This is a genomic window from Microcystis protocystis FBCC-A270 (genome assembly GCF_050500235.1).
Lineage (GTDB): Bacteria > Cyanobacteriota > Cyanobacteriia > Cyanobacteriales > Microcystaceae > Microcystis > Microcystis ichthyoblabe_A.
This window is the reverse complement of the sequence record NZ_CP191407.1, coordinates 4,346,858-4,369,148: the sequence shown is the minus strand read 5'-3', so window position 1 is coordinate 4,369,148 and position 22,291 is coordinate 4,346,858. Positions and strand designations below refer to the sequence as shown.

Here is a 22,291-nt window from a genome sequence, read left to right as displayed (position 1 = left end):
AATTATGACTGGACTAAGTATCGATCGCCAGAAAAAAAAGCATAAACAAGGGGAAACAAAAGCCGATAGTCGCCCGCCTAACATCAAGGAGAAACTTGCCCTGAAAAAAGAAGAAAGGCAAAGGAAACAAAAGTTAACAGGGTTGATTGTTTTTGCCATTTGTGTAGCAATTTTGATCGGATTACCCCTCAGCTTGTTGTTTGATCCCAAGATAGGAACTGTAGTAAGTTTAGCCTTAATTTTAGGAGTTTTCTCCTTTAGCTATCCTCGTACGGCTCTTTGGACATTTATTATCTATGTCCCCTTCACTGGCACTATCGTCTATTGGTTGGGGGGTAGTCCAATCCTCCAGCTAAGTAAAGATATCTTTTATCTACCCGCTTTAATCGCCTTAGTTTTAGAATGTCGAAAAAAGCGATTACCGATTATTGTCCCGAAACAATTGGGTACAACCCTATTATTAATCTTTGTTTTCTGTGTAGTCTGTCTATTAGCCGTCAATTTACAGAGACAATTTCTGCCTACTTGCGATTCCGTGGCTGGGATGAGTATCTTTAGGGATGGCCGTTTGGTCGGACTTCCCTGTCGGGAAAGTGAGACTTTTCTGCAAGGAGTATTAGGGTTTAAAGTTTTGCTAGGTTATGTCCCCTTGATCTTCTGCACTTATTACTTAATCAAAGACAAACCGACCCTCTTATTTTTTAGTCGTTTTTTAGTGACTTTAGCGATTATTTGTTGTGTCCTAGGACTAATGCAATACTGGATGCTGAAAACCGGTCGTTGTGCAGGAACTAGAGGCTACCTGGGTGACTCACTATTCAAAGCCACCTTAGAGGCAAGGTGTTTGGTCGGTGGAGGATTAGTCTATAGTCCAGAAGTAAATATGATCCGCCTACCCGGTACTTTTGTTTCTCCCTGGCACTGGGCTTGGTTTTTGGTCTCTAGTGCCGTGATTTGTTATGCCAGTGCCTTTAGTGAAATTTCTCAAAAATGGCGACTAGCAGCCCTAGTGGGTTTAACCCTAGTTCTTATTAATGCAGTGGTCTCCGGGCAAAGATTAGCTTTCTTTGCTGTACCGATGATTGTTGGTCTGATGACGATTCTTACGGGACAAATCGCTAACTTAAAACGATTTTTGCCGATCATTTTTTCCGTCGCTTTACTCCTAGCTGTCGGTTTTTCTTTCCTTAACCCCGATTTTGTCCAACAACGCTACGATAGCGCCATCGCCCGTTGGCAAAACAGTCCCCCCACCGCTTTTATTCAAGAACAGTTGGATTTTGCTATCCGTAATCAGGGCGGTATTTTAGGTCGTGGACTCGGTGTGGCCACATCTTCTGCTAGGTTTTTCGGTGATATTTCTTTCGTGGAAACCTTTCACAGTAAAGTTTTATTCGAGTTGGGATACATTGGTTTTGCCTTGTACATGATATTCATAACCCATCTAGTTTATCTGGCCTTCCGCACCTATCTTTCTCTCAAAGATTCCACTCTGCGGGGTTTTGCCGGTAGTTATTGGGTTTTGCTGCCCTTTGTTGCCTATCTTCCCTATTGGTATGCCCTCGATACGGATCCTGTGGGCGTTTATTACTGGATATTTGCGGGCGTAATTTTTAAATTACCCGTGATCGAAAAACAGGAAAAAGAAGCCAAAATTTTGGCGGGGGAAACTGAAACAAAATCCTCCAAAAAGGGCTTAAAATTTAAACGCAAAGGTGTTTCTTTAGCTTAAAATTACTGGTTCTTCCGAACTTACACTGTAGAAAATTCCTCAAGCTCCCTCTCTGCACAGCAAGGCTCTAAAGTTGATAAATATCAATCTAACAAAAACTCAAAGCCTTAGTGTACAAACTTTACAAGCATGAGTTATTGATAGTTTTACATGACAGGTTCGGTAGAGCCAAATTACTATAAGCTATCAGCCCTTTCAGTGATCAGTTATCAGTGATCAGTTATCAGATGTAAGTTTTCATTTATAGCGTTTCCTGTTCGCAAGAGGTACATTGTCGATGGTGAAAAGCTTAATCAGCAAATGTTTAACTGTACCACACAGGTGTAAGAAACGCTATATCAGATGTGAGTTTTTAAGTGTGCGGTATTAAATAGAAGTTTCCTACCGTCTTTTTACTGTTTACTGATTACTGTTTACTGATTACTGATTACTGATTACTGCTATGAATTTTCCCTCGATTTCTGTCATCATACCCACCTATCGACGCGAAGAGCCTCTTAAAGATACTCTCGATGACCTGCTCAAACAAGATTATCCCGATTTTGAGGTATTGGTTATCGACCAAACCGCTACCCACAGCCCCGAAATACAATCCTATCTAGAAAATCTGGCTAATCAGCACAAAATTAGCTGGTATCGGCTGGATTGGGCGAGTTTACCCGGTGCCAGAAATTATGGAGTCCGTCGCACCCAGGGCGATATCGTTCTTTTTATCGATGATGATGTGCGGCTACCGGATAATTATCTCAAAGCACATGGTGAGAATTTTGTCAAGAACCCTGAGATAGGTGTAGTGGCAGGTCGGGTATTTGATCGCATGAAATTGGGTGACTCCCAAAAAATGGTGACAGATACCAGCAAACCCTACGAAATCGACTTTTTACCCCCCCAAGCCATGGATCCCGGCATTGCTTGGTATTACATCGATCTTGTCCACACCACTAAACCCCAGCAGGTAATCTCGGCCCGGGGCTGTAATATGTCTTTCCGGAAGGATATATTTACGAAATACGGCATTTGGTTCGATGAACGCTTTCGTGGCAGTGCCGTGCGCGAGGAATCGGATTTTTGCTTAAGGTTACGCCAGACTCCCTATCATGTCTGGTACGATCCCACCGCTTATCTGGTTCATTTAGGGGAAGAAACCGGCGGCTGTCATGATATTAGCACTCGTTCTTTGAGTTATCAGACGACTTTTTATCATAATCACTTTTTGATGGCCTTGAAAAATCTCACTCCTGCTCAACAATTGCGACTCTATGCTAAATTATTTGACTGTCACGTTCTTGGCAATCCTCCCTGTAATAAAGGTGGTTCCCCGATTAAAATTCTTTCTAGGGGAATTTTTTATGGTTTAGGTTTTCTGGATGCTCTGAAAACTCAAGTTAAGTCCCTCTGGAATGATGGCCAAATTTATACAAAACTAGATAATCTATGAGAATTTTAGTCGCTAGTCATACATATATAGTTGATCTCAACTGTGAGAAACTGCGCTCCCTGACAAGATTAAATCCTAATATTGAAGTTACTATTGTTGTTCCCCAACGTTGGCAACCGGGAGGAGTCCAAAATAAAATCATTGAAAGTCAACCGAAAATAGCCGATAATTTCCAAGTCATTCCTATCTCTAATTTTAGCCAGAATAACCAAGCTTTATTAACTTTTGGTATTGATATAATTTCTTTATTGCAAAAATTTAGACCAGATATTATTCAAGTGGAACAGGGTTCTAAATCTCTCGGTTATGCACAATTTATTACTCTGAATCGTCTCTTAAATCTCCGGGCTAAAAATGTATTTTTTACTTGGTGGAATCTTCCCTATACTCCTAAATTTCCCATCTCTTGGTTAGAAGCTTATAACCTGAAAAATACCGATGGTTTAATTGCCGGTAATCAGGACGGAGTAGATGTTTTAAAAGAACGGGGTTACAGGGGTAAATACACCGTTTTACCGCAATTAGGCGTGGATGAAGTTCTTTTTTCTCCGGGCAAGCAACCCGATTTAGCCCGATCTTTAGGCATTGAAAGCGATGAATTTGTGATTGGTTTTATCGGTCGTTTTGTGGAAGAAAAAGGCATTTTAACCTTGATTAAAGCTGTAAATAAATTAACAGGTAAGTGGAAGTTATTACTGTTAGGTCGGGGCATCCTGAAAGATAAAATAGTCAGCGAAGCTACAGCCGCAGGAATAAGCGATCGCTTGATAATAGTGGAAAGTGTTCCCCACGATCAAGTAGTTAATTATATTAACCTGATGAACACTTTAGTTTTGCCTTCAGAAATCACCTATCGGGTCAAAACTTTAACGGCCGTCGGTTGGAAAGAACAATTCGGTCATGTTTTAATTGAAGCTATGGCCTGTCAGGTTCCTGTTATTGGTTCTGATTCAGGAGAAATTCCCTTTGTTATTGCTGATACGGGGTTAATTTTTCCCGAAAAAGATGGGGAAGCACTGGCTAAATCTATACAAATTCTCTTAGATAATCCCAGCTTCGCTCAAGAATTAGGCCAGAGAGGTTATCAGAGAGTAATGACCAATTATACTAATAAAGCCCTCGCTCAAAAACAATTGGATTTCTATCAACAATTACTCCCTCGGTGATCGGGTGTGGGGTGTGGGGTGTGGGGAGAAAAAAGCTGATAACTGATAACTGGTAACTGATAACTGATAACTGGTTATGAACCATTCTTGATACCCCCTAGTCTAAAGGGACAAGTAGCTAGGGGTGAGGGGAATGATCGAGGTGATAACCGAGAAGCAAACAAGTGTGAGCGTTCGAGAGTTAGTTTTAAAATGTCAAAGGGGTGATAGGGGTGCTTTTCGTCACCTTTACCGTCTTTATCAACCAAAAATCCGCTCTACTCTCTATCAACTCTGTGGACAGGAATTCCTAGAGGATTTTGTCCAAGAGGTATTTTTAAGAGTGTGGCACGGGTTGCCGAAATTGCGTTCACCTGAATACTTTTCCACTTGGGTTTATCGGATCACCTGCAATGTGGCGCTCGATGGTCGGCGACAATTAGCCAAAAGACAAATGAGGATCGCCAAAAGCACTGATCAGGAAAACCCCCTTGATAGCGAATCCCGTCCCCAAGATAGTCCTGATTTGATGCAATTGCATTATGAGGAAGTGGTCCGACAAGGGTTAGAAATTCTCAGTTTAGAACATCGCGCTGTCCTTATCCTTCACGATCTAGAGGACTTACCCCAAAAGGAAATCGCCGAAATCTTAGAAATTCCCCTCGGTACGGTGAAATCACGTCTTCATTATGCGCGTAAAATCATGGGCCAATTTTTGCAAAAACAAGGAGTTCTCTAATGTCCCCAGAAGATGACAAAGTGGTTAATTTTCTGCGTCGCTATCGTCCATCGCTGCCACCTCGACCGATAGATGAAGAAGAACAGTTAATGCAAATGATTAGGGAAGAAAAGCCAGTAAATTTCCCAAAATTGGGGTGGATAACTGGTATTACTGCCTTATCTGTGCTGATTTTTGCTTCCTATCGTTGGTCTCATCCTCATCCACAACTGAGCCAAATTTCCGACGAGGAGTTAGAAGCTTTTTTAGTGGAGAGTTGGAACCATAGCATCGCTCCACCGATTGCTGCTCCTAGCGTTTATAGTTCGCCTTGGATGAGCTTAAACGAGCCTCAACTCACCTATTCTACCTATAATCCTTAATTTCTTTGTCAAGGTCAATTATGTACTTTTCTACTGTCTCGATTCTCGGCACAACCATGGCTTTAACTCTGGCCGCTAACCTAGTCCCCACTGCCACTGTGCTATCCTATCCCCAAGATGGTCTATTTATTGCTCAAACTAGCTCTCCCCAACGTCCTGAAAATCGTCCCCGTGGGATGGATAATTCTAGAGAAAGACTAATTGAACAATTGAACCTTACCGATGACCAAAAGTCGAAAGTTGCCGCTATTCGTCAGAAATATCAGGAAAAAACCAAAAAGTTGCGAGAAACCCTGAGAAGCAACGAACAAGAATTAAATAGTTTATTATCGAATAATGCCTCCGATCGAGATATTCGTGCTAAACATCAGCAAATCTCTCGGAATCGCCAAGAAATGAGTAACCTGCAATTTGAAAGTTTTTTAGAAATTCGTCAAGTCTTAACTCCCGCTCAAAGAACGGAATTTTCGCAATTAATGCAGGAACGTTGCCCTAATTCCCGCAATTGCGGACGACAATAATTCCTATCAGTGCGGATTAAGATCGAGTTTGATGGCGATACATTAGAAAAACGCAAAGGATGGGTTATTTGCCCATCCTCAACTTATCATCTACTAATAAATTATCGTTTCCAAGTGACTTTTGGTAGGATATGATTCATATCTACCCGATTTTTATACTTGGTGGCGAAGTTCAAGAGGGAATCGAGGAGAGAATCGGAGAGATAGTGAGGTTGTAGGCCTAGATCGAGTAATTTTGTGTTTTTAGCGTTAAAATAATGTTCCTCTAACTCGATGCGCGGGTTGTCAAGATTGTTAATCTCCACATTTAACCCTAATGCAGAACCAGCTTTTTTCACCATCAGTGCCAAGTCACCGACGCTAAACAGTTCGGTAAATTGGTTAAAAACGCGAAATTCCCCGGATTGAGCAGGATTAGCGATCGCTAATTCCAAACAACGCACGGTATCGCGGATATCTAAAAATCCTCGCGTTTGACCACCTTTACCGTACACTGTCAGGGGATGACCGATCGCCGCTTGAATACAAAAACGGTTTAAAGCAGTACCAAAAACCCCATCGTAATCAAGACGGTTAATTAACATCTCATCCATTCCCGTTTCTTCGGTGAGGACTCCATAAACCACCCCTTGATTGAGATCTGTGGCTTTTAAACCCCACATCCGACAGGCAAAATGGATATTATGGCTATCGTGGACTTTGCTGAGATGGTACATACTGCCGGGCTGTTTGGGATAGGGTAAAGTATCCTTACGACCGTTATGTTCGATCGTGATGTAGCCTTCTTCAATATCTATATTCGGTGTGCCATACTCACCCATCGTTCCCAGTTTTACTAGGTGCGCTTCGGGAAATTCCTCTTTCATCGCGTAGAGGATGTTTAAATTGCCAACCACGTTGTTAACTTGGGTTAAAACCGCGTGTTCGCGATCGATCATGGAGAAGGGTGCAGATCTCTGTTCTCCGAAGTGAACAATGGTGTCTGGTTGAAATTGTCGCAGGGATTGAATCAGAAAGTCGTAGTTATTAATATCCCCGACAAAAAGATCGATCGATTTTCCCGTCAGATCTTGCCAGCGTTGAATCCGATGAGATATGGGTGCGATCGGTGTTAAGGTATCGCAGCCTAATTGTAAGTCCCAATAGCGACGAACTAAACTATCAAGTATGCCTACTTCGTAACCTCTATTTGATAGATGGAGTGCCGTTGCCCAACCACAATAGCCGTCTCCGCCAATAACCAAAACTCTCATACAATATCTGTAAAGTTTATATACTCGTCTTTGGTAACTCTAGCAGTTTTGTGTCACGCTTTACCAGCTTAATCCCCCTGAACATAGTGAGGTGTGGGGTGTGGGGTGTAGGGTGTAGGGTGTAGGGTGTGGGGTGTAGGGTGTGGGGTGTGGGGAAATAGGGAGAATCAATAAAGGTAGTCTATTGACAACTGCTCACTGATTACCACTGTCCACTGAAAACTCAAATCTGCTCACTGCTCACTGATAACTGATAACTGATAACTGATGAGGGTGTTCTAGAAAACTTGACAAGGGAACGGATTACAGAGAAACTCAGCTTGTAATCGGTGGGCTTTGCTGACGAGAAAACAAAAGCCAAAAATCTAGATAAAAAGCAGTTTTTTCAGTAAATTAGGGACTATCTGCTTTTTTACTTTTTCTTTTTTACTTTTTACTTTATTACTTGATCTTATGCGTTGGCAAGCTCGGCAAAAATCTTCGTTTCCTTTCCTTCCCCTATACGGATTTTTGGCATTTATCGTCGTTTGTCTGATTATTTGGGCAATTTCTCTCTATCCTCGTTCTAATGCTCTGGTGGGGGGTGATTATCTTCCCGCACCTTTTAGGGAGTTTCAACCGGAATGCGCGGATTATGTCCTAGAAGATAGTTCCTTTAAGGATATATCGAGAATTTTTGACTGTAAAACCTATAAAAACATCTCTGATCGAGTGATTCTACCCCTATCTCTCCAAAAAAACGATATTAGTCTCGATAATTGGCAAAATAACTCGGCAACAGCGATCGAATTAGCACCCTGGCCAGAAATTCATCCCCGCGCTCAAGAGACAAAAGTACCGATTTTAATGTATCACGACATTTTACCGGAAAAAGAGGTATTCTTTGACGTTACTCCCGCCGAATTAGAGGCACATTTTCAATTTTTGCGGGAAATCGGGGCAACTCCTATCAGTATCGATTGGTTAATTTCCCATCTGCGGACAGGTATTCCCCTTCCCGCTAAACCAGTTTTATTAACTTTTGATGATGGTTATGGGGGACATTACCAGTATGTCTATCCTTTATTGAGAAAATACGGCTATCCTGCTGTTTTCTCGATTTATATCAATAAAATGACTCAAAAAACTGGTAGAACCAGTGTCACTTGGCAACAACTCCAGGAAATGGCCGCCGATCCTCTAGTCCAAATTGTCTCCCATAGCGTCAGTCATCCCCGGGATTTAAGATTATTGTCCGATGCAGATTTGGAGCAAGAAGTCAAGCAATCGAAACAAATCTTAGAAAAAGAATTGGGTATTCCGATTAATTATTTCACCTATCCGGAAGGGAAGGCGGACGATCGAGTGAAGGAATTCGTCAAAAAAGCGGGTTATCGGGCGGCTTTATCGATGAATGACCTCGATGAGCATTTTGCTGGACAATCCCCCAATTTACTCACGATTGGACGCTTTGGGCAATCGCGCACGCGAGAAGTTGTACCGCAAGCTTGGGGGGGTGATCCCTTACCCCGTACCGATGGCGGTTTTAACTTTGCTACCACCATCCAAAAACGGGAAGTGGAATTTCCAACTAATACACTTGTATTAATTAGTGGCGGGATTCCCAAAACTATCCACGCTGATAGTCGCTATCAAGTGGAGGAAATTATCGCCGGTACAGAAGCGATCGCGGCTGTAGATGGCGGTTTTTTCTCTCTCAAGGAATTGGACTCAAATCAGATGATCGGGCCGGTTTTAAGCCAAAATGGCGGCTTTATCCCGGGATATGAGGGAGAAATTGACAAGTTAGAGGGTCGTCCTTTAGTAATCATTACCGATCGATGGGTGCGTTATCTTCCTTTTGATCCTGCTCGTCATAATACCCTAGAAGGAATTGCAGCGGAGGCTAGAAATGATCTCAAGGTTACGGATGCTTTTGTCGCGGCCGCTTGGTTAGTCAAAGATGGACAACCACAATCGCGAGAATCCTTTGGTACACTTTACGGTTTTGATGCCCTGCGTCACCGGGCTTTTTGGGGGATTAATCAGGCAGGACAGCCAGTAATCGGGGTTTCCAGAGACCCGATCGATTCCATGGCTTTGGGAGAATTATTAGTACAGGCAGGCTTTCGGGAGGCAGTGATGTTGGATTCAGGAGCAAGCACCTCCCTCGCTTATCAGGGCCAATCGCAAGTGCATTATACTCCCCGTCCCGTTCCCCACGTTGTCGCTTTATTTCCCCCCACAGAAACCTATATTGTTCCCGTTAGTCATGTGGGGATTCCCTGCGTAATTTTCGCCGATTCCTGTCCTGCGGGGAGTTAGGGGACAAAAACTTGTTAACCAGAAAACGGCTGAAGCTATGTATCTAAGAAGGCTCTCAGGGCAATTTTGTACTTGTTTTTCAGCCGTGGAGAAACCAGACCACCTTGCTGAATCTGTGCGAGAATTGTGGCTGAACAGGAGCCTTTTGGAATCGGACTACCCGCAGTGATTAAACTGGCTAATTCCGTGGCATCCATCTCCCGGGCAAATTGATAGGCAATCACGGATTCACAGACTATAAAATTCGGGACACCAAGGCCGGGCAAAAGCACACAAGTAGCTTCCGAACTGCTTCTTCGAGTTGTAACATTGACAAATAAATATCTATTTTCAGAAGTCTTTGCGATCGCAATATAGAGATGTTGCTTATTAGGGGGTGTATCGATTAAAAAGGCATCCCCCAGCTTGACTACCAGACTAGCCATGTAAAGCTCCATCTAAATAGGCTTCTCGCTGGGCTTCTTGGCTAATATCTTCGATTTCCTCCTCCGTTTTACCCATAGATCGCAAAACATCCTCTACTAAAATTGGAATAGCCGAACCATGGGGATCCTTCCATTCTGGTAGATCGTGAGTCCATTCGGCTACAAGAAAGGGATTGAGATGGCCAAAAGTCTTGTAAACCTGTTTAAGAATCATTTCTTCTTCTTCACAGAGTTCTTCATTGCCGGGATATTGCAGCAGGTCAACATAATTAGAATCCCGGGGAGAAATATATTTCGACCACAGGGGTAAAGCAGAGTCCACGGGCTGTCCTTTAATCAAATCATAAACACCACTGAGAACCGGTCCATAATCCATTGATATATATCTATCCCCAGTAATTGGTTGATCCATGGTTTTTAAAGCAAGACGGTCAGCTATATAGAGCATTTTCAGCAACCCTAAATACTTCATCGGTTTGCCGTGCAGCTTTAAGAGTATAGCAGCGGCTTCCACTGCTTTCTCTGGATGAAACCGAAATTTGATCGTCATAACTACTATAAATTCACTGCTTTTTTATGACACTTTTATTATAGTTATTATTCTACATCGGCCATATTTAAGATTTTGTCCCAGTGGTTGAGGTTTCTAGCCTGATTTCTCAAAGATGCTGCTATAGGTATGATCGAGTTAAACCTTAGCCCAAAATTCTACCATGGAGATCGAACGTCTTAACGCCCTTTCCGATAATTATATTTTCCTCCTCTACGATCCGGCACAAAAAATCGCGGCCGTGGTGGATCCGGCGGAACCTGAACCGGTTTTCAGGCGATTAGAGGCTTTACAGGTGGATTTAGTCGCTATTTTCAATACTCATCACCACGGCGACCATGTGGGGGCTAATCAGGCTTTAATTAATCGTTATCCCCATCTTTGTGTTTATGGGGGAAAGGAGGATCGCGGTCGCATTCCGGGCCAGCAGCTGTTTTTAGAGGAGGGGGACCGGGTGGAATTTGCCGGTCGCCGGGCCGAGGTTTTCTTTGTCCCCGGCCACACTCGCGGCCATATTGCCTATTATTTTCCCCCGGTTAACCCCGGAGATTACGGTGAGTTATTCTGTGGTGATACCCTGTTTTCTGGGGGTTGTGGTCGTTTATTTGAGGGAACACCGGGCCAAATGGTGGCTTCTTTAACTAAATTGCGATCGCTGCCTGACCAGACCAGGGTTTGGTGCGCTCACGAATATACGTTAAATAATTTAAAGTTTGCCTTGACAGTTGACCCTAATAATGCTGCTCTGCAACAGCGTTATCGGGAAGTGGAAAAACATCGCGCTGAAGATCTTCCCACGATTCCGGCAATTTTGGGGACGGAAAAGCTGACTAATCCTTTTTTGCGCTGGGATAGTCCCGCTTTGGCCATGACCATGAATAGCAGCGAACCAGTACAAGTGTTTGCACGGCTGCGGGGGAAAAAAGATAATTTTTAGGAGTGGTTAGGGTTTGCTGAATAAGCTTGTTGGTGGGGTGTCGGGTGTGGGGTGTGGGAAAAAGTCCCTGAAATTTCCCCCCGATCACTCCCATATCTGGTACTTTTTGATTGACAAAAAGTCTAAAAGTCTTACCCAACAAGGTTTTTAGATTTATTCAGCCAGCCCTAATCAGTCTTCATCACTGATGATCGGGTAGGGAATCAGTCGTTCGTAATCTTCTAAACTGGCATCGGAGAGGCAGCAGTCAATAATTGTTTTACCCAGAGGATCGAGATCGGGTTCGAGAAATTGCCGAAGTTGGCCGGCAAAAAATTCTTTAAGAATCGTAGTCCCCCGGTCAAAGGCCTCATTTCCCACTTCTGGTTGCAGGTTGACACGGAAAAACCAGTTACCGATAGTTTGCCCCTCAACCATCATCGAGCGGAAGGTGTAACCGAGCAAGGGACAACGGGAGGGAACAACCTGTTGGCGAGAAAATTTTTCGCCACCCCGACGGGCTAGATATTCCCGTGCGATCCACTGAGGCATGAATCCCACTTCCCAAGCACCAATATACTGATTGGGACAGAGGGTGTAACGAACTTTGGGGGTGGTGAGAATTTGTTGCAAAATCAGATTAGCTTGAATCACTCGCCGTCCGGTGGCAAAGGGCCAGTAAGAGCCAACCCCTTCGGAACTCATCCCCTCCTTCTCGACGATACTGGGATTGGCATGACCGCGAGGAGCAACTAACCGCCACAACCAAGCCAAGGCGGGGGGGAGAAGATGCAGCAGCCCGATGATGCCGTAACTCGGTCTTTCCTTGGTGCAGGGAGGAGTCCGCACCCCAAAACTGCGAATATCGACGCTAACTGCCCCGTTAACTACGTTAGGGATGATATCTCTGGGAATGACCACGCGAGGATTGGGGCAGGGCTTTCCTGGCTCATCCTCGATATGTTGCCAAATCAGAGCGGTACTTTCCGGCCGTGCCTCGATATTGAGAAATAAAAGCGGATGGGGTGGATGAATGGTCAGTTCTTCTAAATAGGGATCGGTGCCGTAATGGGTGATGTGATTGAGACGCACAAACCAAGCATTTTCTGCATCCATTAAAGCCAGTTTGTCTTGATTTTTGGGCTGGCGCAGACTGGGGTGGCAGAGGGCCATATCATCGGTTACAGGACGCAAATCGCAAGCTTTGGGTAAGATTAGGTGGCGTTCATCCCCCGTGACCAGATTTTTTCCCAATAGGAGACTCCCATCGGGGCGGCGATGAGCCGGTTCTAGCATTTCACTTTTTCCCCCACCACTTGCCCCTTCGTGCATAAAGGTGACTTTGTGATCGTAGGGGGTAATCACTTGAACGGTAGAAGCATGGGCTGTCACCCAGTTTTCCTGCTCTCCCATGGCTAACAATACGCCATAGATTCCTTTTTTAGCCGAAGGACCGGGATAAAGATTGTAGCTGAATAGCTCATGCAACCCCGGACGGCGGTTATGGACAACCACTTGCTTGCCTTGAAACACCTGATGGCGAAACGGCGGCGCCACATAGAGAACCGCCCCGGGTAAAAAGTCAGAACCGATTTCACTAGGATCGTCGATGCCTTGGAGCAGAGAAAGCCCTAAAGCGAAGAAACCGGCGTTAGCGGGGGCGACAACCACAACATCGGGGCCTTTTCCCTTGACTCCAGCTACAAAGGTAAAAAGTGCTAATTCTTGAGTTTTTAACCACGCAAAGGTCTGTTGTCTTAGTTCTTCAAACTCAAAACCAAAACGAGACTTAAAAGTCGGTTTATTAGTTGGCAACTCGTCGCCAATGACCATACAATCGGGATCGCGCCGCCGCATATACGGTTCCGTATAATTAGCACTAATGCCATTGCGAACCCGACACACTAAGGCTTCTACCACTTTACCTCGGTTGGGGATGTCATAGGCAACCTCATGATAGCCGTTTTTGGCATCTTTAACGGCTAATTCAATTAGTTGTTCGACATCCGCAGCCAGGGTGAAATTCGGGCATGATTGCAGAATATCTGTTAATTCTGACGGTAACGAGAAATCGGGAAGCGGATTAACTACCATGTTCCCTCCTCAGGATGAGGCTGTAGGTATTATTACTTAATATAGCTTCTTGTCGAGCAACTTAGATTAATCGTTGATAAAAATCAATATTAGACCCGCGGCAAAAGACCTGTCATACTAAATCCGTTGAGTATAGGCTACTGATGAAGACAGGCAATAGGCAATAGGCAAGGGGTAGGGTTGATTCATGAATCAACCCTACTAGGGGGTAGGGGGGATCAAAGGCAAAATCTATCTCTACAAGCTCAAGGGTTGCGGATCTAACTTCAAATCGGCAAGACTGACCTCACCGTGACCATTTACCGCCACCTCTAGGGGCAAATTGCCGTGATAAGCTTGGATTAACAGGGTTTTTAAGTCCTCGATCAGGGGATAACGGGGATTGGCTCCGGTACACTGATCATCGAAAGCTTGTTCGGCTAAATGGTCTAATTTGGCCATAAATTCGGCTTCACTTTCGGGAATTACCTCTTTGATACTGGCCGGAATACCGATTTCCCGTTTTAAACATTCGATCGCTAATACCAATCTTTCCACACTTTCGGTCTCGCTTTCTCCCCCCAATCCCAGAGAATGAGCGATCCTGGCATAGCGCCACTTCACGTTAGGATATTTGTACTGAGAGAAGGTCGCCTGTTTAAAGGGGGCATCGGTGGCATTATAGAGGATGACGTGGGAAATCATCAAGGCATTGGCCAGACCGTGGGGAATGTGGAAAATTGCCCCCAATTGGTGAGCCATGGAGTGACAGATGCCTAAAAAGCCATTAGCGAAGGCCATTCCTGCCATTGTCGCCGCATAATGGACTTTTTCCCGCGCTTTCGGGTCTTTAGCTCCGTTATGATAGGAACTGGGCAAGTATTTAAACAGCAGTCGGATGGCATCTTGAGCAAGAGCGTTAGTATATTCTGAGGCTAAAACCGAGACGTAGGCCTCAAGAGCGTGAGTTAAAGCGTCAATTCCGCCGTAGGCTGTCAATTTTTTCGGCATATTCAGCACTAATTCCGGATCGACGATGGCCATGCTGGGAGTTAGGGCATAATCTGCCAGAGGATACTTAATATTATTACGGCGATCGGTGACGACGGCGAAGGGAGTCACTTCCGATCCTGTTCCCGAAGTGGTGGGAATACACACCATCAGAGCTTTTTCGCCTAAAGGGGGCAATTCATAGACTCGTTTGCGGATATCCATAAAACGCATGGCCAAGCTCTCGAATTCTATCTCTGGATGCTCGTAGAGTAGCCACATGATTTTAGCGGCATCCATGGGGGAACCACCACCGATAGCGATAATTACATCGGGATTGAAGGTATTAATGACATTTAAACCCCGTTCGACGGTTTCCAGGGAAGGATCGGGTTCCACATCATAAAAGATATTAACCGTGATGCCGATTTCTTCTAAAATTTCCTGTAAAGGTGCGGTAACTCCTAGGTCGAAAAGAGGTTTATCGGTGACAATAAAGGCCCGTTTTTTGCCGGCTAATTCCCGAATAGCGATCGGTAATGACCCGTATTTAAAATATACTTTTGGTGGTACTCGGAACCAAAGCATATTTTCCCGGCGCTCGGCTACGGTTTTAATATTTAATAGGTGGGTAGGTTCGACGTTTTCGCTGATGGAATTACCGCCCCAAGTGCCACAACCGAGGGTTAAACTAGGATCGAGACGGAAGTTATAGATATCACCAATCGCACCCTGGGAGGAAGGGGTATTAATTAACACCCGGGCTGTTTGTACGTTGTCTTCAAAGCGCTTAATGTGTTCCCGATTAGAGGGTGCAGTATAAAGCACGGCCGTATGACCTCGACCGGCAAATAAGACCAGTTTTTCGGCTTTTTTTACCCCATCTTCAAAGTCTTTGGCCCGGTACATGGCTAAAATTGGCGAGAGTTTTTCGTAGGAAAATGGTTCCTCTAAGCCAATATTTTCCACTTCTGCGATTATTAACCTGGTATCTTCAGGAACAGAAATTCCGGCCATGTTGGCTAATTTTTCCACCGGTTGCCCGACGATATCGGGGTTGATATGACCATCTTTTAGGAGAATCCCGACGACTTTTTCCTTTTCTGCGGGGGAAAGAAGATAGGCCCCGCGATCAATAAATTCCTGTCGAACTTCTTCATAGATGCTATCGACAACGATTACCGATTGTTCGGAGGCGCAAATCATGCCGTTATCGAAGGTTTTACTGAGAATAATCGAGGAAACAGCCATTTTTATGTGCGCGGTTTCGTCAATTAAAGCGGGGGTATTGCCGGCGCCAACTCCTAGGGAAGGTCTTCCCGAAGAATAGGCCGCTTTTACCATACCGGGACCGCCGGTGGCAAGGATTAAATTAATGCTGGGATGTTGCATTAATGCTTGGGAAAGTTCCACCGATGGCTGATCGATCCAACCAATAATACCAGCCGGTGCGCCCGCTTTCACGGCTGCTTCTAAGACTATTTTGGCCGCCGCGATCGTGCAGTCTTTGGCTCGCGGATGGGGGGAAAAAATGATGCCGTTGCGGGTTTTCAGGGCAATTAGGGCTTTAAAAATGGCTGTGGAGGTGGGATTTGTGGTGGGTACGATCCCCGCTAAAATGCCCACGGGTTCGGCGATTTTTTGCAATCCAAAGGATTTATCTTCTTCGATAATGCCGCAGGTTTTGCTGTGTTTATATTTGTTGTAGATGATTTCTGAGGCAAAATGGTTTTTAATCACTTTATCCTCTATTACTCCCATCTCTGTCTCTTGTACGGCCATTTTAGCCAAGGGAATGCGAGCGTTGTTGGCTGCTAATGCCGCTTTTTTGAAGATAAGATCTACTTGTTCTTGGCTATAGTTGGCAAATTGTTGTTGAGCTTTTTTCACCTGTTGAATCAGTTCTTCTAGCTCTTGTCTATTGGTAACTGTCATAACAATTTTGTAGATAAAATTACGGATTTTATGCTACTATAGCCTTTTTCGCCAAGGGACTCGCCTAATCTTGGGATTTTCTTTATAGTTTCCTAAGCATTGGTATTATAGAATACTAACAATGCTAGGTAATAGGTATGGGGAAGTGGGGAGAAGGAACAAGGGAGAAGGTTTTTAGCGTGCGATTGAGAGTTGCTCATACTATTAAAAACAGATTTACTATCAATACAAATTAGCTTATACTTCCTCTAATTTATAGGATATTTTGGACGCAAGCAGTTCGATAAACTCACTGACAGCAATTCTCATTTTGAAATTAATAGACTAGAAGGTTTCAAGTTCCAGTTTCAATCCCTAGTAGGGTTTAAGATTAATTGGAACATTACGCCGGAAGGTATCTCTCCAAACGTAGGTAAAATGTTTCAATCCCTAATAGGGTTTAAGATTAATTGGAACGAGTATGATTATTACTTGCTTGCAAGCTAATCGCCCGTTTCAATCCCTAATAGGGTTTAAGATTAATTGGAACGGGCTGACCGGGATCGCCTTTTGGTCCTCGAAAGTTTCAATCCCTAATAGGGTTTAAGATTAATTGGAACTTTGCCGATTCCAAATTCGAGCCGAAGGAATCATCGGTTTCAATCCCTAATAGGGTTTAAGATTAATTGGAACTTCTGGCAAGTGATTCCATAAAAGAGAATCTGGAAGTTTCAATCCCTAATAGGGTTTAAGATTAATTGGAACTTTAATTGCTTTGTGTAGTGCCTGCCATTTGAGAAGTTTCAATCCCTAATAGGGTTTAAGATTAATTGGAACTTATCCGGGCCTAGGTATAGGGATCAGAGAATCGTCGTTTCAATCCCTAATAGGGTTTAAGATTAATTGGAACAAGTTTGATTAGGTCGCCATCTCTCAATTGGGAGTTTCAATCCCTAATAGGGTTTAAGATTAATTGGAACTTTCAGAATGCTACCCTGGCGGGCAACGTGGGAACTGTTTCAATCCCTAATAGGGTTTAAGATTAATTGGAACAGTCCCCCCGCTTTGAATAGGGGTCGTCATCAATTTTGTTTCAATCCCTAATAGGGTTTAAGATTAATTGGAACTAGATCTCTCCAATTTAGATGCCCGCGCTTCTGTTATTCGTTTCAATCCCTAATAGGGTTTAAGATTAATTGGAACTGTCCCGGGGTGAGCCAACTGCACTACCGTTTTGTTTCAATCCCTAATAGGGTTTAAGATTAATTGGAACTAAGTAGTGTTTCGGCACTTTTGCAACCAAGTCGGGTTTCAATCCCTAATAGGGTTTAAGATTAATTGGAACAAAGCAATTAATAAACCAATTTTGTAAAACTTGATGTTTCAATCCCTAATAGGGTTTAAGATTAATTGGAACAGGCGATCGATACCTCTTTAGGATTGTCGGAAAAAGGTTTCAATCCCTAATAGGGTTTAAGATTAATTGGAACTAGGATTAACTGTTGTGCAATTGGAATCTTTATTAGTTTCAATCCCTAATAGGGTTTAAGATTAATTGGAACACCAGCGATCGAGCTTCCCAAATTAGTTTGTACCCGTTTCAATCCCTAATAGGGTTTAAGATTAATTGGAACAAGTTTTTAAATTTTTATCACTCCACTGCTCCATCCGTTTCAATCCCTAATAGGGTTTAAGATTAATTGGAACTATTTTCCATGTCCTTTCTCCTAATAATTTTTAAGTTTCAATCCCTAATAGGGTTTAAGATTAATTGGAACATAGCGGCAGCACGGCCGCCACCCTGAAATCGATCGCCGGTTTCAATCCCTAATAGGGTTTAAGATTAATTGGAACGCTGATCCCCGAAACTCTAAGAAAGCTAGATCGGCAGCTGTTTCAATCCCTAATAGGGTTTAAGATTAATTGGAACAGTCGGCAAAAACTAAATTCTAGCTCCGCCTTTAGTTTCAATCCCTAATAGGGTTTAAGATTAATTGGAACTTTTTTGCAAATTCTTGGGATCTGCCTCAAAGTAAGTTTCAATCCCTAATAGGGTTTAAGATTAATTGGAACCATAATTACCTCTTGGTTTTACTCTATTCTATCAGTTTCAATCCCTAATAGGGTTTAAGATTAATTGGAACATCACTCCCATCGTGAATTAGGTTAGCTGGCCAGCGTTTCAATCCCTAATAGGGTTTAAGATTAATTGGAACGATTTTTTTCTCTTTTTTCACCCTCCGCAAAAAAACGTTTCAATCCCTAATAGGGTTTAAGATTAATTGGAACTGGAACCATTATAAGGGACTAGATGAATTTTTAGTGTTTCAATCCCTAATAGGGTTTAAGATTAATTGGAACCAACAAGAAATTTCTGTTTTAGAGCGGCAGAAAGTTTCAATCCCTAATAGGGTTTAAGATTAATTGGAACGAAGACAACTCATCCTGTGGGACGGAAATTACCTGTTTCAATCCCTAATAGGGTTTAAGATTAATTGGAACTAGAAATATTAGAGGATTTGCAAGCAAGGTTAAAGTTTCAATCCCTAATAGGGTTTAAGATTAATTGGAACGCTGGATATTTGGCATTTTGGCTACCTATGGACTGCGTTTCAATCCCTAATAGGGTTTAAGATTAATTGGAACGTGTAGATACTCGGCTACATCTGCCTTAGTCGGGTTTCAATCCCTAATAGGGTTTAAGATTAATTGGAACCTGGCGGCTTACCAGCGTAAATTACTGCTTTTGGACCGTTTCAATCCCTAATAGGGTTTAAGATTAATTGGAACGATTTCTACAAGTGGGATAGCGAGGCAACTGAAGGGTTTCAATCCCTAATAGGGTTTAAGATTAATTGGAACTTTCGAGGCTTTTTCTGTAAGTTTCTGATGATTGTTTCAATCCCTAATAGGGTTTAAGATTAATTGGAACCTGAAAACTGAAATTATGTGCATTTTCTCTCCTGATGTTTCAATCCCTAATAGGGTTTAAGATTAATTGGAACGAGAATAATCATGTTCCCCCTGTACAGATTCAAGATGTTTCAATCCCTAATAGGGTTTAAGATTAATTGGAACAATCCCCCTCACAAAAGAATACCACAACACTCGGCTGTTTCAATCCCTAATAGGGTTTAAGATTAATTGGAACGGGAACCCGAACCATAACAGGGCGGTAATGGTAGGGCGTTTCAATCCCTAATAGGGTTTAAGATTAATTGGAACCTGTTTCTCGGTCATTATCACTGGCTCCACAGACTGTTTCAATCCCTAATAGGGTTTAAGATTAATTGGAACATTAATGGAACAAGAATTTATCGAACTTTTGCGAGTTTCAATCCCTAATAGGGTTTAAGATTAATTGGAACTTTCTTTCTTGGAAAGCTTAGCAATCGCTCCCATGTTTCAATCCCTAATAGGGTTTAAGATTAATTGGAACATACCTAATCAACACATTGGAGTATGCCTAAAGATGAATGTTTCAATCCCTAATAGGGTTTAAGATTAATTGGAACGATAAAGTGACTTTGTTGTACCCGTAAGTCAGTATTGTTTCAATCCCTAATAGGGTTTAAGATTAATTGGAACAATTGATTTAACTCCTGAGCAGTACAATGGGATTAGTTTCAATCCCTAATAGGGTTTAAGATTAATTGGAACGCTCTAGAAGCCGGAATAAAGGAGGCCTTTTCATGGTTTCAATCCCTAATAGGGTTTAAGATTAATTGGAACGGGAATTAATCCCCCCATTTAATTATCTAGATTCCAGTTTCAATCCCTAATAGGGTTTAAGATTAATTGGAACCGCCCAGTGGTAAAAGCTATACGCTATGGGGTTTTCAAGGTTCGTATGCGCCGCACCCGCAATAAATCTATTGTACAGCAAGTGACCCAGTTCTTCAAGACCCCGCAAAACCTTACGGGATAAGGTGCGCCCCGCGTTGGAAAGGAAAATCATCTCGAATCTATATTGCATAAGCTTTTCAGCCACCAGATAATAGTTAAGGATTTTTACAGCTACCCGGAAGCGCAACCGAGCTAAACAAAAAAAATTGTATTATCCCGGGGTAACTCACCACCGATACGTTCCACTTTACCCCGACAACAGGCGCAGAGAAAATAAAAGCGGATGCTATCGGTATCGGGTTTGATCAACTTACTCAAGCGCCCGCGCAGCTTAGCGTACTGGGTATCGGTTAGATCGCACTCAAAAACACTATACTGCACCCGTTGGCCGTAGGACTTTAACGTATTGTGAATTTTGGTTCGTCGCTTATCATCGGAAATATCGTAACTGATAACAAAATACATGACCGCCTCTACCTACTTTAAAATCAAAGGTGGATACTTATCCGTCTCGTCCATGAGATATTTCGCCATTAGTCGGGCCTGAATCTCGAAAGCTTCTTGATAAGTACACTGTTTACCCATTACCGGATGCTTAAACTTGGATTGTTTCTTCTGTTCGTACAAGCGCAGGAAAATCTGTAATCCCTCTCTCGTCAAGGAAACCGCACCGCTTAAGGGTTCGGTGGTGAAATGTTCGGGGGTAAGATAAGGATGATTGACCCCATTGAGAACTACGGCATCAACGACGATCGCTCTAAATTCCTCCATCAGATCTAGTGCCAGCGAGGGGCGACCGTAGCGTTGATAGTGAAGATAACCGAGATAGGGGTCAAAACCGACCAAATTGATCGCACTCTGCACGTCATGGCGCAATAACGCATAACCCAGACTCAAAAGAGAATTGACCGGATCTCGCGGGGGGCGACGGTTACGCGAGGTAAAGGTAAAAGTATCGCCGAGAATTAGGGAATCAAAACAACTGAAATAGGCTGCGCTTCCCGCTCCCTCTAACCCCCGGAGAGAATCGATCGCCGAGGTTGTTTCGATCGATCCGATCGCTGCTTCCAGACAAGCGATCGCCGTTTGTAAATCCAACTCTTTTCGATCGCGTTGACGACGGAGCAGAATGTTGCGGTAATTCTTCAGCTTGCCGCGGACGAATCCCCGCACTAAATGAATGGCTTTCGGAGAATCGCCGGCGGCCTGCCATTGCGCTCGACGAACGAAAATATTTTTGGTCATCTCCGGTTCCAATCTACCGAGATAGCGTCCGGTGGATGTGACGAAACTGAGCGGAATATGACGTTCCAACAATTCGATCACCAATGCGGGAGAAACTGAACCCCGTCCGAAAATCACCACTCCTTCCACGTTCAATAGAGGTACATCGAGGATCGTTTCTTTGGATGCTTTAACCGTTAAACGCTCGTCATTTTTGCCGAGAAATGCGTCTTCTCTTGTCACATATACCGTTCCCATATTTTTTAGTCTTCCTCTCGATATCGTTGGACTTTTTCAGTTAATCGGGGCAAGCAGCGATCGAACAAACTGCATCCCTTGCAGCGGGGTGAATAGATCGCCGGTGGCATTTTTCCCGTCTGGATCAGGGTTTCAACTGCTCCGATCGTAGCGATCGCCCGTTGCCGTAGAGCAAGATCGATCGCCACCGGTTGACGCTGGTGGGAACTGGCATAGTAGATATAGCCAGTATCTAGCCGTTTTCCCGTCATTTCTTCCAAACACAGAGCTTGAGCGCACACCTGCAACTCGTCGTTATCCCATTCGCCTTTACTGCCCCGTTTGTATTCCACGGGGATAAATTCGCCATCCTGGGACTCGATCAGATCGGCTTTACCGATGAGACGGTAATTGTCTGATTTAAGCCAGATCGCCCGAATTTGCCATATTTCCTCGCGGTTTGCCGCCCCGACGGTGTGAACTCGCTCGTGTAAATTTGTTCCCTCGATCGTGTAGCTATTATCGAGAAATTCCCCGGCGACGAACATTCTCCAACAACGGTGGGGACAGTAGGCGTAATGGTTGAGAGCGGCGATCGGTATGTAGTCAGATTCATCCATGG

16 protein-coding genes and 1 CRISPR repeat array are annotated in these 22,291 nt (G+C 43.6%); of the genes, 8 read left to right on the top strand and 8 right to left on the bottom strand.

Annotated features, from left to right (window positions below):
* The first annotated feature begins 4 nt into the window (after window positions 1-4).
* The 6 genes from hpsL to ACQY1X_RS21290 all read left to right on the top strand — a co-directional run bounded on the left by hpsL (window position 5) and on the right by ACQY1X_RS21290 (window position 5,937).
* Window positions 5-1,732: a hormogonium polysaccharide biosynthesis protein HpsL gene (gene hpsL, locus ACQY1X_RS21315; protein ID WP_430013524.1), complete on the top strand. Its 1,728-nt coding sequence runs from the start codon at window positions 5-7 to the stop codon at window positions 1,730-1,732.
* 442 nt (window positions 1,733-2,174) lie between these two features.
* Window positions 2,175-3,170 (top strand): hormogonium polysaccharide biosynthesis glycosyltransferase HpsN, encoded by a 996-nt coding sequence (gene hpsN / locus ACQY1X_RS21310; RefSeq protein WP_016515869.1) that lies wholly within the window; start codon window positions 2,175-2,177, stop codon window positions 3,168-3,170.
* Window positions 3,167-4,336: a hormogonium polysaccharide biosynthesis glycosyltransferase HpsO gene (gene hpsO / locus ACQY1X_RS21305; protein ID WP_430013523.1), complete on the top strand. Its 1,170-nt coding sequence runs from the start codon at window positions 3,167-3,169 to the stop codon at window positions 4,334-4,336. Before hpsN ends, hpsO begins: the two co-directional genes overlap by 4 nt.
* Window positions 4,337-4,469: 133 nt before the next feature.
* On the top strand, window positions 4,470-5,054 hold the full coding sequence (locus ACQY1X_RS21300) for a sigma-70 family RNA polymerase sigma factor (RefSeq protein ID WP_430013522.1): 585 nt from the start codon (window positions 4,470-4,472) through the stop codon (window positions 5,052-5,054).
* Complete coding sequence (locus tag ACQY1X_RS21295; protein ID WP_002791902.1) at window positions 5,054-5,416, top strand: hypothetical protein; 363 nt, start codon at window positions 5,054-5,056, stop codon at window positions 5,414-5,416. Before ACQY1X_RS21300 ends, ACQY1X_RS21295 begins: the two co-directional genes overlap by 1 nt.
* 20 nt (window positions 5,417-5,436) lie before the next feature.
* On the top strand, window positions 5,437-5,937 hold the full coding sequence (locus ACQY1X_RS21290) for a Spy/CpxP family protein refolding chaperone (protein WP_430015126.1): 501 nt from the start codon (window positions 5,437-5,439) through the stop codon (window positions 5,935-5,937).
* Window positions 5,938-6,038: 101 nt separating this feature from the next.
* Here ACQY1X_RS21290 and ACQY1X_RS21285 read toward each other — a convergent pair whose 3' ends face one another.
* A complete protein-coding gene (locus ACQY1X_RS21285; protein WP_002747854.1) occupies window positions 6,039-7,190 on the bottom strand; it encodes an NAD-dependent epimerase/dehydratase family protein in 1,152 nt (383 codons plus the stop codon).
* A 453-nt stretch (window positions 7,191-7,643) separates the two neighbouring features.
* On the opposite strand from ACQY1X_RS21285, the gene ACQY1X_RS21280 reads away from it, so the two are divergent.
* Window positions 7,644-9,494, top strand: a complete 1,851-nt coding sequence (locus ACQY1X_RS21280) for a polysaccharide deacetylase family protein (RefSeq protein WP_430013520.1) — start codon at window positions 7,644-7,646, stop codon at window positions 9,492-9,494.
* Window positions 9,495-9,529: 35 nt separating this feature from the next.
* Here the strand turns inward: ACQY1X_RS21280 and ACQY1X_RS21275 are convergent, their stop codons facing one another.
* Window positions 9,530-9,919: a hypothetical protein gene (locus tag ACQY1X_RS21275; RefSeq protein WP_002803334.1), complete on the bottom strand. Its 390-nt coding sequence runs from the start codon at window positions 9,917-9,919 to the stop codon at window positions 9,530-9,532.
* Complete coding sequence (locus ACQY1X_RS21270; RefSeq protein ID WP_409879313.1) at window positions 9,912-10,469, bottom strand: Panacea domain-containing protein; 558 nt, start codon at window positions 10,467-10,469, stop codon at window positions 9,912-9,914. Before ACQY1X_RS21270 ends, ACQY1X_RS21275 begins: the two co-directional genes overlap by 8 nt.
* Window positions 10,470-10,632: 163 nt before the next feature.
* On the opposite strand from ACQY1X_RS21270, the gene gloB reads away from it, so the two are divergent.
* Complete coding sequence (gene gloB / locus ACQY1X_RS21265; RefSeq protein WP_430013519.1) at window positions 10,633-11,406, top strand: hydroxyacylglutathione hydrolase; 774 nt, start codon at window positions 10,633-10,635, stop codon at window positions 11,404-11,406.
* Between the two features lie 171 nt (window positions 11,407-11,577).
* Here gloB and ACQY1X_RS21260 read toward each other — a convergent pair whose 3' ends face one another.
* The 5 genes from ACQY1X_RS21260 to cas4 all read right to left on the bottom strand — a co-directional run bounded on the left by ACQY1X_RS21260 (window position 11,578) and on the right by cas4 (window position 22,289).
* Entirely contained in the window at window positions 11,578-13,479 is a 1,902-nt protein-coding gene (locus ACQY1X_RS21260) for a DUF4914 family protein (protein WP_002754908.1), read from the bottom strand.
* A gap of 237 nt (window positions 13,480-13,716) precedes the next feature.
* Window positions 13,717-16,383 carry a bifunctional acetaldehyde-CoA/alcohol dehydrogenase gene (gene adhE, locus ACQY1X_RS21255; RefSeq protein WP_002738695.1) on the bottom strand — a complete coding sequence of 889 codons (2,667 nt, stop codon included), beginning with the start codon at window positions 16,381-16,383 and terminating at the stop codon, window positions 13,717-13,719.
* Window positions 16,384-16,727: 344 nt separating this feature from the next.
* Window positions 16,728-20,167: a CRISPR direct-repeat array (repeat unit 37 nt; unit sequence GTTTCAATCCCTAATAGGGTTTAAGATTAATTGGAAC).
* Between the two features lie 233 nt (window positions 20,168-20,400).
* On the bottom strand, window positions 20,401-20,673 hold the full coding sequence (gene cas2 / locus ACQY1X_RS21250; protein WP_046663050.1) for a CRISPR-associated endonuclease Cas2: 273 nt from the start codon (window positions 20,671-20,673) through the stop codon (window positions 20,401-20,403).
* Between the two features lie 12 nt (window positions 20,674-20,685).
* Complete coding sequence (gene cas1d / locus ACQY1X_RS21245) at window positions 20,686-21,690, bottom strand: type I-D CRISPR-associated endonuclease Cas1d (protein ID WP_002778670.1); 1,005 nt, start codon at window positions 21,688-21,690, stop codon at window positions 20,686-20,688.
* 5 nt (window positions 21,691-21,695) lie between these two features.
* A complete protein-coding gene (cas4, locus tag ACQY1X_RS21240; RefSeq protein ID WP_430015125.1) occupies window positions 21,696-22,289 on the bottom strand; it encodes a CRISPR-associated protein Cas4 in 594 nt (197 codons plus the stop codon).
* Window positions 22,290-22,291 lie beyond the last annotated feature (2 nt).